Origin of the sequence: Acidovorax sp., assembly GCF_022763525.1 — a bacterium.
Taxonomy (GTDB): Bacteria; Pseudomonadota; Gammaproteobacteria; order Burkholderiales; family Burkholderiaceae_C; genus Acidovorax.
This window is the reverse complement of record NZ_JALEGG010000140.1, coordinates 1-9,522: the sequence shown is the minus strand read 5'-3', so window position 1 is coordinate 9,522 and position 9,522 is coordinate 1. Positions and strand designations below refer to the sequence as shown.

Genomic DNA, 9,522 nt, shown 5'->3' with positions numbered 1-9,522 from the left:
TGACAGCTTGCGCGTCGTGCGCTGCAAAAGGCGCACGCCCAGATGGGTTTCCAGGTCGGACACGCGGCGCGACAGGCGGGATTTGGGGATGCCAAGCGCGCGCCCGGCAGCAGCAAAGCCGCCACGCTCCACCACTTCGGCGAAATACAGCATGTCGTTGAGGTCTTGCATGGCGAGACGGGCGGAGCGCCAATTGTTCTATGGATAGAACAATCTATCGCAGTTTCGCCCCCTTATCAACGTTTTGATGGATCCCCACAATACAACCCAAGGCCGCACGATGCGGCAGCCACTCAAGACAAGGAGCCCCCCATGCAACTGCTTCACATCGATTCGGCCATCACCGGCGAACAATCCGTCTCCCGCGAATTGACGGCCCGCACCGTGGCCGCCTGGAAGGCTAGCCACCCCGGCACGTCCGTGCAGTATCTCGATCTGGCCAAGGATGCACCTTCCCACCTCTCGGCCGATTCCCTGGGCTTTCGCACGGGCCAAGCGGCAGCAACGGAGGTGCAGCGCCAGGAAAACGCCCTCTCCGAAGCGCTAGTGAGCCAGTTCCTGGCAGCGGATGTGATCGTGATCGGCGCACCGCTGTACAACTTCTCGGTACCCAGCCAGCTCAAGGCCTGGATCGACCGCATCGCCCAGGCCGGCCGCACCTTCAAGTACACCGACAAGGGCCCCGTGGGCCTGGCTGGCGGCAAGACGGTGATCGTGGCATCGAGCCGCGGCGGCGTGTATTCCACCAGTGAAGGCGGCCAGGCCATGGAACACCAGGAAAGCTACCTGAAGGTGGTGTTCGGCTTCTTTGGAATCACCGACGTGCGGTTTGTGCGCGCCGAAGGCGTGGGCATGGGCCCCGACGCGAAGGCCCAGGCATTCGGTAACGCCGACCGCGACATCCAGGCCCATGCGGCCACCGCAGCCAACCAGCCGCAAGTCGCCGAAGTGGCGTAAGCGCGCTGCGACTGGCAGGTCGCGTTGCGGCCGGACGAGAGAGTAAAAAAAGGAAAAGGGCCTGCACGCTTCCCTGGCAACAGGAGGCGAGCCAGCCCTTGGGATTTTCTGGCAGGGTCTCTCAAGCCTGGTGCTGACGCACCCAGGCCACGTACTTGTCCACCCAGCCCTGCAGGAACTTGCGGCTGGCCTCGCCCACGTTGCCGTCCGCGTCGAACAGGCCCTCCTTGGCGTGGATGAAAGCCTCGGGCTGGCCCAGCGTGGGCATGTCGAGGTAAGCCAGCACGTTGCGCAGGTGCTGCTGCGACAGCGCTGTGCCGATGGCGCCCACCGACGCGCCAATCACCCCTGCCGGCTTGCCCGCCCAGGCGCTCTGGCCGTAGGGGCGCGAGGCATGGTCAATGGCGTTCTTGAGCACGCCGGGGATGGAACGGTTGTATTCGGCGGTCACGAAGAGCACGCCGTGGGCGGCCTGGATCGCCCCCTTGAGCCGTAGCACCGAGGCGGCCTGCTGCCCGTCGTCATCCTGGTTGTACAGCGGCAGGTCGTCGATGCGCAGCTGGGTGAACTTCACATCCGGCGGCGCCAGCCGGGCCAGCGCGGTGGCCAATTGGCGGTTGAACGATTCCTTGCGCAGGCTGCCGACGACGACGGCGATGTTGAGCTGGGCCATGGATTACTCCTTGAAGACGGTCACTGCCGGGAAGAAGGGGCGAAGCCCTGCGGACGAGCCCACCAAGGCGGGTGCCCGTCGGGCGCGGTCCGCCCCATCGTAGGCGCAGCCCCCATCGCAGGCAAGCCGCCCGCCCTCCGGGCGGGCTACCGTCCCGTGCCAGACGGGCTCATCACTATCAAAAAAATAGCTGCCAGCGCTTGCTATTCAAGCGCTGGCAGCCGTTTTCAGTTGGAAACAAAGTGGAAGGACGCGCGGGCACTCACGCCCCCGCCAGGGCCATCAAAAGCCCGGCAGCACCGAACCCTTGAACTCGGTCTGGATGAATTTCCTCACTTCCTCGGAGTGGTAGGCCTTCACCAGCTTGGCCACCCAGGGCTTGTCCTTGTCGGCTTCGCGCACGGCGATCAGGTTGACGTAGGGGCTCTTGGCGTTTTCTTGCGCAATCGCGTCCTTCCCGGGGTTCAGGCCGGCCGACAGTGCGAAGTTGGTATTGATGGCCGAGGCATCCAGGTCGTCCAGCGAACGGGGCAGTTGGGCGGCGTCGAGTTCCACGAACTTGAGCTTCTTGGGGTTGCTCACCACATCCAGCGGCGTGGCCTTGAGGCCCGCGCCCTCACGCAGCTTGATCAGGCCTTTGTCCTGCAGCACCAGCAGCACGCGGCCGCCGTTGGTGGGGTCGTTGGGGATGCCGAACTTGGCGCCTTCCTTCAGGTCTTCCAGCTTCTTGACCTTCTTGGAATACAGGCCGATGGGGAAGTTGACGGTGTAGCCCACCGCCGCAAACTTGTAGCCCCGGTCGGCAATCTGGGCGTCCAGGTAAGGCTTGTGCTGGTAGCTGTTGGCATCCAGGTCGCCCGCCGACAGCGCGGCGTTGGGCTGCACGTAGTCGCTGAATTCGATGATCTGGATCTTCAGGCCGTCCTTCTCGGCGACCTTCTTCACCTGCTCGAAGATCTGCGCGTGGGGGCCGCCCGTCACGCCGATCTTGAGGGGCTTGTCCTGGGCGATCGCGCCGGTGGAGAACGCGGCAGCGGCAGCCAAAGCCAAGGTAGATTGCAGGAGGAGGCGCTTGTTGTTGTTCACAGGAAAACCTTTCGTAAAGAGATGGAACGCATCCTAGGGTTTTCCCGATAAAACAGGAACGAATAAGTTTTTATTTCATTAAAACCCATTCGAATAAGAAGACAAGACCCGTGCACCCCACCCCCACCTCATGAGACACGCGCGCGCACGGCGAGGACAGCCGAGCAAGGGCCGCCCCGCAGCGAGGGCTGCGTCCCCTTTCCCGAATCGCGCAGCGATTCGAGAGAAGGGGGAAGTGGCGCAGCCATTCAGGGGGATGCTCCAAGTCAGCCACGCAGCGCCACGTTGTTGAGCTTGTCCAGCCGTTCGGGCCACGTGCCCTCCACCGTCGCGCCCTGCAGCAGGATGCGCGTCCAGGCCACCCAGGCGTCCCACTGCACGCGCTTGTCCCACGAATTGCCCCAGGCGCAGAACAGATGCAGTGCGCTCTCGGCGGCGGCCTTGGCGTCGTCCTTGCGGCCAGCCGACAGATACAACTGGGCCAGCACCATCTGCGGCTCGCCCACCCAGGGGTTGTGGCGCACGGCGCTTTCCAGCACACCGATGGCCACGTCCAGGTCCACCAGCGGCTGGTCTTGCTGGATGACCGACCAGTACAGCGACGTGGCCGCCGCCTCGTTGGCCGCGGACAGGTACTGCGAGCAGTGTGCAAACACGGGCGGCATGGGCAGCACATCCTTCAGGCCCGGGTGCTGCAGTGCCTTCGCCAGCCCGTTGATCTGGTGCACCATGCGCCCCGACGGTCGCATGGGCCCGGGCCAGAGCGATGCAGCCCAGTGCGCTTTCTGGTTGCGGTGCTGCACCTCGGGGAAGCGCGAAAAAATGTCGTCCTGCCAGCTGAACCACTGCTCGATGGTGTCCGCCATGCTCACGATGATGAAGGCCGCCACCTCGTAGGGCGTGAGCACATGGTCCTGCCCATCCTTTTGCAGCACCAGGCTGCCGTCGGCCTCCAGCGCGTGGGCCAGCACCTTTTGCACAAACTGCGTGCGCGACTGGGTGCAGAACAGGTAGACCAGGTGCTCGGCCGACTCGCCCGCAATCTCGCGCACCCGGGCGCGCTCCTTGGCGGGGTCGAACTTCACCAGGTCCACAAACGCGTTGCCATACACGCTGTGCAGCAGCCCCAGCAGGCGTACATCGCGCGGCTGCTGCCACACCGTGAGCGTGCGTGTCACGCCCACCAGGTGGTGGCGAAACGTGCCCGCCTTGTGCCAGTCCTGCCCCACATTGCGCGCCAGCACCGTGGGCAGCACGGGGGCAAGGTCTGGGTCACGGGTCAGCCATTCGTCGTCCAGCAGCGGTTGTGCGCGGGCAAACAGGTCGGCGTCCAGAGGATGCAGGGGCAGGTTCATGGCGGGTGTCTCCGGGGAATCGCAACAAAGGCGTATGGCGATGCAATGTACACACAGTATTGCGCTGTCGCAGCAGCCACGGGCCAACGACCCTATGCCAGGCGACCAGACCGGCCTACTTGCCCACAGCCTCCACCGGCTGCGGCCGCACCAGCCGCACGGGCAGCTTGCTGGTGCGTGCCGCATCGCCGCGGGCCTCGCCGGTGGAAAGATTCACGGCCCAGCCGTTGAGCATGGCGGCCTGGCGTCCGCTGTCGCCAGCGCGGCCCTGGGCGATGGTGTTGTAGTTGTATTGGTTGGTGCTCAGCGTGTTGACATTGGACGTGGCCGACCAATGCCATTGGCCCGGCGCAGCGGGGAACAGCACCGGGTGCAGTCCGGGCGGCGACAGGCTCTTGTCAATCAGGCGCTGCAGCTCGGGCACGCGCGGCAGCCGCCAGCCCACGCCTTCCGCCTTCCAGCGCTCGGAAGCCAGGGCGTTGGCCTCAGACCGGTCGAGCAGCAAGGGCTTGCCCGTGCAGGTTTTTCCATTCCACTGCATGCCTTCCACGCAGCGCGGCCAGGCCAGCCCGGCGCGCAGGTCCAGCACATAAGCGCCATCGGGCGAGAGCGCCCAGTCTGCAGAGGCGGCTGGGGCCTGTGCGTCGGCGGCAAGCAGCGGCAGGGCCAGCAGGGAGCCAGCCACCAGGGCTGGAATGCGTGAGATGAAGGTCGTCATGGGCGGTGGAACGGGAAAATCGGGAACGAACAAGCGCTGCGTGCGGCTGCGACACGCTAACCGGATGGCGGTACAAATGCCAGCAGGCAGATCAATGAAAGCGCTAAACCAGGCCGCCAGGCCAACACCAACACCACCACCGCACCCGTCCGATGGGCCCGCAGCCTGCGCGGACGGGTGTTGCTATAACGGCGGGATGAGTCCCCTTGCTTCACCCGCTGCTTCGCCCGCTGGCACAGCCACCGCTGCCTCCACCGTCCCGCTCGCCCAGGTGGTTGCCCTGGAAGAGCGCGCCTTCAACGCGTGGCCCGCCCACCAGACGGTGTTCCACCAAGGCTGGGTTTTTCGTTTGTCGGGCGGCTATACCAAGCGCGCGAACTCAGTGAACGCGCTGGTGGCCCAGGCGCCCTTTGCCGGGGTGCACGAGGCCGCCCGGGCGATGTATGCGCGGCACGGGCTGCCCGCGGTGTTCCGCATCTCGCCCCTGGCCCCGGCCGAGGCCGACCAGGAGCTGGCGAAGGCGGGTTACCAGCACTTCGACCCCTCTCTGGTCTTGCACCGGCCGCTGACGGCGGGCATGTCACCGGCCGACCAAAGCACGGTCGTCAGCACCAGCGCGTCAGTCCCTTGGCTGGAGGGCTTTGCGACCGCCAATGGCGTGGCCGCGCACCACCGCGCTCTGCACCGCAGCATGCTGCAGGCCATTGCCCACCCCACCGCCTTCGCACTGCAGCACGATGCGCACGGCCAGGCAGTGGGTTTTGGTCTGGCGGTTCTGGAGCGCGGTGCGGTGGGCCTGTACGACTTGGCCGTGGCCCCCGCGCACCGCGGCGGCGGGCGCGGGCGGGCGCTGGTTCAGGCGCTGCTGCACTGGGCGACCGAGGTCGGCGCCACCAGTGCCTACCTGCAGGTGCGGGCGCAGAACACCCCGGCGTTGCGGCTGTATGAATCGATGGGTTTCACGACAGCCTATGGCTACCACTACCGGGTGCCGGGCTGAGCCCGGCAGGTCCGGGTGGGCTGGTCAGCCATGGGCATTGAAATGGCCGCCAGCGCTGACCCCACAAGCGCAACAAGCTACTATTTCAATAGCAAACGCAGTTCTCACCGATGGCTCAGCCTGCGCACCGCCCAGTCGCCCAGGCTCTGCACGGCCTGCACGAAGAAGATCAGCACCAGCACCACGGCCAGCATGATTTCGGGCAGGAAACGCTGGTAGCCGTAGCGGATGCCCAGATCGCCCAACCCCCCGCCCCCAATGGCACCGGCCATGGCCGAGTAGCCGGTGAGGCTCACGAAAGTGATGGTCAGGCCTGCCACGATGCCAGGCAGCGCCTCGGGCAGCAGCACCTTCCAGACAATCTGGCTGGTGGTGGCACCCATGGCCTGGGCGGCCTCCACCAGGCCATGGTCCACCTCGCGCAGGGCGGCCTCCACCAGGCGCGCCACAAAGGGGGCGGCGGCGATGGTCAGCGGCACCACGGCCGCCGCGGTGCCAATGGACGAACCCGTGATGAAGCGGGTGAGCGGAATGATGGCCACCAGCAGGATGATGAAGGGCGTGGACCGCACTGCGTTCACCAGCCAGCCCACGAACTTGTTGACGGGGCCGTTTTGCAGCACGCCCCCATGGTCGGTGAGGCGCAGGAACACGCCCAGCGGCACACCGATGAGGCCGCCCACGATGCCGGAGATGCCCACCATGATGAGCGTCTCCCACAACGAGGAGGCAAAGAGATCCAGCATGGCCGGAGTGAAATGGTCGAACATGGCTTGCGGCTCCCTCAGATTTCAATGGTGATTTCTTGCACGTCCACACCTCCTGCGCGCAGGTGCTCCACCGCGCCGCGCAGGCGCGCGGGTTCGCCGCTGGCGTACACGGCCAGCGAGCCAAAGGTCTCGTCCTGGATCTCGTCCACCTGGCCGTGCAGGATGCTCATGTCCACACCAAACTCGCGGATGAGCTGCGACAGGATGGGCTGGTAGGCGCTGTCGCCCGAGTAAGACAGCTGCAGCAGCCGCCCGGCGTGACCGGGCGCCGCGGCGGCGAGCTGGCGGGTGAGCTTGCGCACATGGTCGAGCACGCTCGCGGGCAGTTCCTGGGGGAGGATTTCGTCGATCAGGCTCTTGGTGATGGCTTGCTGCGGGCGGGTGAACACCTCCAGCACCCGGCCCTGCTCCACGATGCGTCCGGCCTCGATCACGGCCACGCGGTCGGCCACCTGCTTGATGACCTGCATCTGGTGGGTGATGAGCACCACCGTCAGGCCCAGCTCGCGGTTCACCTGACGCAGCAGGTCGAGGATGGAGCGGGTCGTTTCCGGATCCAGCGCCGAGGTCGCTTCGTCGGAGAGCAGCACCTTGGGCCGGCTGGCCAGCGCACGCGCAATGCCCACACGCTGCTTTTGCCCGCCGCTGATCTGGGCGGGGTAGCGGTCGGCCAGATGGGCCAGGCCCACCAGTTCAAGCAGCGGGTTCACGCGTTCGCGGATTTCGGCCTTGCCCATGCCCGCCAGCTCCAGCGGCAGCGCGGCGTTGTCAAACACCGTGCGCGACGACAGCAGGTTGAAGTGCTGAAACACCATGCCGATTTCGCGGCGGGCCTCGCGCAGCTGCGCCTCACTGAGCTGCGTGAGGTCGCGCCCGCCCACGATCACCTGCCCCGTGGTGGGCCGATTGAGCAGGTTGATGACCCGCACCAGCGAACTCTTGCCCGCCCCGCTCTTGCCGATGATGCCGAACACTTCGCCCGGCTGGATGTGAAGGTCGATGCCGCGCAGGGCTTCGACGGGGCCTTGTGGGCCCGGATAGGTTTGGGTGATACCCCGTAAATCGATCATGGAAAGCAGTGCGCGGCAGCGGCCCCCTGGTGGCTGCTGCCGCGCGGTTCGGAGAAAAAGGAGGGGCGACTGTATCGGCTAATCGTAAGTTCACAAACGATTGAAAAATCGATTGGTTAGATCACCTGGTTATGAAGAGGATGCGGCTCGCAATTGACTGCGCTGCTCTGCAGCCCCGCGTAGTTCACGGGGCTTGGCAAAGGTTCGCGCGTCAGCCCACTCCACGTGCATGAACAGTTTGGATACTTATTGGTTGCTACCACAGCAAGGGTGTGATGGCCTAGCGATTCATTGCCAGGGAAAACACGGACTGGATAGTACATTTTTCAATCCTAAGATTACAAAACTTAATGCATGACACATTGGTGGTATGGCGTCACGCCCGTGGCATGCAATTCGGACGCTTTCACAAGAATGCGCCCGCACGAGGGTGCATGGATTCCTGACGGAGGACGACGATGGACTTGAAGGTTTCACCCACCACCCCCCGCACTGCACCCAGGAGCTTCATGGCACTGCGCGCTCTTTGCCTCATGGCATGCGCCGCCTTGGCCCAGATGGCGAGCGCAGCGGAGATTCGGGTAGGCCATGCGCTGTCGCATGACTCGCACGTCGGGCACGCGCTCGTCAAAGCCGCAGAACGGATCTCCGCCGACTCAGGCGGGCGCCTGGTGCTCAAGCAGATTGGCAATGGCGCGGCGGGCAACGACCAGAAGCTCATGCAAGACGCCATTGACGGGAACATCGAGATCTTCATCAGTTCCACGTCGACGATCGTGCCGGTCTACAAGCCACTGGCGATTCTGGATACGCCTTTCCTGTTTGCGCACCGCGAAGAGGCGCATGCGCTCCTAGACGGGAAGATCGGCAAAGACCTGCTGGCCGGCGTATCCGCAGGCGGGCTGGTGGGGCTGTCGTTCTGGGAGTTGGGTTTCCGCAATCTCACCAACAACGTGCGCCCTGTGACGCACTTGTCGGACCTGAAGGGCATCAAGCTGCGCACCATGCCGACCGAGCTTGCGATCAATACGTTCAAGCGGCTGGGCGCGGATGCCCAGCCCCTGCCGTTTCCCCAGCTTCGACCCGCACTGGAATCCGGTGCCTTCGATGGCCAGGAAAATCCCCTGCCCACCATCGTCTCCGCCAATCTCCACCAGGTGCAGAAGTACCTGACCATCTCCAAGCACCTGTATGGCATCTATGGGGTGATGGCCTCCAAGAAATGGTGGGACACACTGAGCAAGGCAGACCGCACCATCATCGGCAACGCGCTGGCAGAGGCTCGCCTGTTCCAGCGAGCCGAGTCGCAACGGGCTACAGACGAAGCGCTGAAGATCATCAAGGACGCGGGCGTGAAGGTTTCGGAACTGGAGATCGGCGAGCGGCTGCTAATCGAACGGCGCCTGGAACGGGTGGTGGCGCCTATCGCCCAGGAGGCAGGCTTCAACCTGTGGGTCAGCATGGCGGACGAGCTGGGCCGCATCCGGTCCAAGAGCAAGTAAGCCCCTCAGCTGCCCGCTCGGGCTGCACGTGCGGCTGGCAACGCACCATCCACGGCGCTGGTTGGTGCTTGCGCTACAAAGCTATGAAAAATATAGCTTTTGGCGCTTTATCCATGGGCGCTACCAGGCATTTTCATCAACATCTTCGCAGCCCGCCATTTACGCAACTGGCCCGCCCTGGCTTCCACGGGGCATTTTTTCGACTCATTATTTCTATATTTCTACTTTTGTTGTATTATTGAATCATGCAAGAAATCGACGTCATCCGATCCCTCGCCGCCCTGGCCCAGGAAGTGCGCCTGCGGGTGTTCCGCGCACTGGTGGTGGCAGGCCAGGAGGGACTCACGCCTGGCGGCCTGTCCGAGCAGTTGGGCATTGCGCCCAACACGCT

At 64.6% G+C, this 9,522-nt stretch carries 11 protein-coding genes; 4 read left to right on the top strand and 7 right to left on the bottom strand.

Features of this window, described 5'->3' with window-relative positions:
* A partial coding sequence (locus tag MRY84_RS10840) for a LysR family transcriptional regulator (protein ID WP_291505742.1) occupies positions 1-171 on the bottom strand: 171 nt, incomplete at its 3' end.
* A 141-nt stretch (positions 172-312) separates the two neighbouring features.
* On the opposite strand from MRY84_RS10840, the gene MRY84_RS10835 reads away from it, so the two are divergent.
* Positions 313-957: an NAD(P)H-dependent oxidoreductase gene (locus tag MRY84_RS10835; RefSeq protein ID WP_291505740.1), complete on the top strand. Its 645-nt coding sequence runs from the start codon at positions 313-315 to the stop codon at positions 955-957.
* A 121-nt stretch (positions 958-1,078) separates the two neighbouring features.
* On the opposite strand, the gene MRY84_RS10830 is transcribed toward MRY84_RS10835, so the two are convergent.
* The 4 genes from MRY84_RS10830 to MRY84_RS10815 form a co-directional block, all read right to left on the bottom strand.
* Positions 1,079-1,630, bottom strand: coding sequence for an NAD(P)H-dependent oxidoreductase (locus MRY84_RS10830; protein WP_291505739.1), 552 nt, complete (start codon positions 1,628-1,630; stop codon positions 1,079-1,081).
* Positions 1,631-1,912: 282 nt separating this feature from the next.
* On the bottom strand, positions 1,913-2,716 hold the full coding sequence (locus MRY84_RS10825) for a MetQ/NlpA family ABC transporter substrate-binding protein (RefSeq protein ID WP_291505738.1): 804 nt from the start codon (positions 2,714-2,716) through the stop codon (positions 1,913-1,915).
* A gap of 266 nt (positions 2,717-2,982) precedes the next feature.
* Positions 2,983-4,071 carry a tetratricopeptide repeat protein gene (locus MRY84_RS10820; RefSeq protein ID WP_291505737.1) on the bottom strand — a complete coding sequence of 363 codons (1,089 nt, stop codon included), beginning with the start codon at positions 4,069-4,071 and terminating at the stop codon, positions 2,983-2,985.
* Between the two features lie 115 nt (positions 4,072-4,186).
* The gene (locus MRY84_RS10815) at positions 4,187-4,789 is read right to left on the bottom strand and encodes a DUF1566 domain-containing protein (RefSeq protein ID WP_291505736.1); all 603 of its coding nucleotides are present in this window, start codon (positions 4,787-4,789) and stop codon (positions 4,187-4,189) included.
* Positions 4,790-4,985: 196 nt separating this feature from the next.
* Between MRY84_RS10815 and MRY84_RS10810 the strand changes: the two genes are divergently transcribed.
* Complete coding sequence (locus MRY84_RS10810) at positions 4,986-5,789, top strand: GNAT family N-acetyltransferase (RefSeq protein ID WP_291505735.1); 804 nt, start codon at positions 4,986-4,988, stop codon at positions 5,787-5,789.
* Between the two features lie 104 nt (positions 5,790-5,893).
* Here MRY84_RS10810 and MRY84_RS10805 read toward each other — a convergent pair whose 3' ends face one another.
* Together MRY84_RS10805 and MRY84_RS10800 are read right to left on the bottom strand one after the other, a co-directional pair.
* Positions 5,894-6,559: a methionine ABC transporter permease gene (locus MRY84_RS10805; RefSeq protein WP_291505734.1), complete on the bottom strand. Its 666-nt coding sequence runs from the start codon at positions 6,557-6,559 to the stop codon at positions 5,894-5,896.
* Positions 6,560-6,573: 14 nt separating this feature from the next.
* Positions 6,574-7,629: a methionine ABC transporter ATP-binding protein gene (locus MRY84_RS10800; RefSeq protein WP_291505733.1), complete on the bottom strand. Its 1,056-nt coding sequence runs from the start codon at positions 7,627-7,629 to the stop codon at positions 6,574-6,576.
* 509 nt (positions 7,630-8,138) lie between these two features.
* On the opposite strand from MRY84_RS10800, the gene MRY84_RS10795 reads away from it, so the two are divergent.
* Positions 8,139-9,131, top strand: a complete 993-nt coding sequence (locus MRY84_RS10795; protein ID WP_291505732.1) for a DctP family TRAP transporter solute-binding subunit — start codon at positions 8,139-8,141, stop codon at positions 9,129-9,131.
* A 245-nt stretch (positions 9,132-9,376) separates the two neighbouring features.
* A partial coding sequence (locus tag MRY84_RS10790) for a helix-turn-helix domain-containing protein (protein WP_291505741.1) occupies positions 9,377-9,522 on the top strand: 146 nt, incomplete at its 3' end.

What these genes read in the sequence shown, in the direction of transcription:
- MRY84_RS10805 (WP_291505734.1), bottom strand. Translation starts at nt 6,559, where the DNA reads ATGTTCGACCATTTCACTCCGGCCATGCTGGATCTCTTTGCCTCCTCG.
- MRY84_RS10795 (WP_291505732.1), top strand. Translation starts at nt 8,139, where the DNA reads ATGGCACTGCGCGCTCTTTGCCTCATGGCATGCGCCGCCTTGGCCCAG.
- MRY84_RS10820 (WP_291505737.1), bottom strand. Translation starts at nt 4,071, where the DNA reads ATGAACCTGCCCCTGCATCCTCTGGACGCCGACCTGTTTGCCCGCGCA.
- MRY84_RS10835 (WP_291505740.1), top strand. Translation starts at nt 313, where the DNA reads ATGCAACTGCTTCACATCGATTCGGCCATCACCGGCGAACAATCCGTC.
- MRY84_RS10800 (WP_291505733.1), bottom strand. Translation starts at nt 7,629, where the DNA reads ATGATCGATTTACGGGGTATCACCCAAACCTATCCGGGCCCACAAGGC.
- MRY84_RS10810 (WP_291505735.1), top strand. Translation starts at nt 4,986, where the DNA reads ATGAGTCCCCTTGCTTCACCCGCTGCTTCGCCCGCTGGCACAGCCACC.
- MRY84_RS10830 (WP_291505739.1), bottom strand. Translation starts at nt 1,630, where the DNA reads ATGGCCCAGCTCAACATCGCCGTCGTCGTCGGCAGCCTGCGCAAGGAA.
- MRY84_RS10815 (WP_291505736.1), bottom strand. Translation starts at nt 4,789, where the DNA reads ATGACGACCTTCATCTCACGCATTCCAGCCCTGGTGGCTGGCTCCCTG.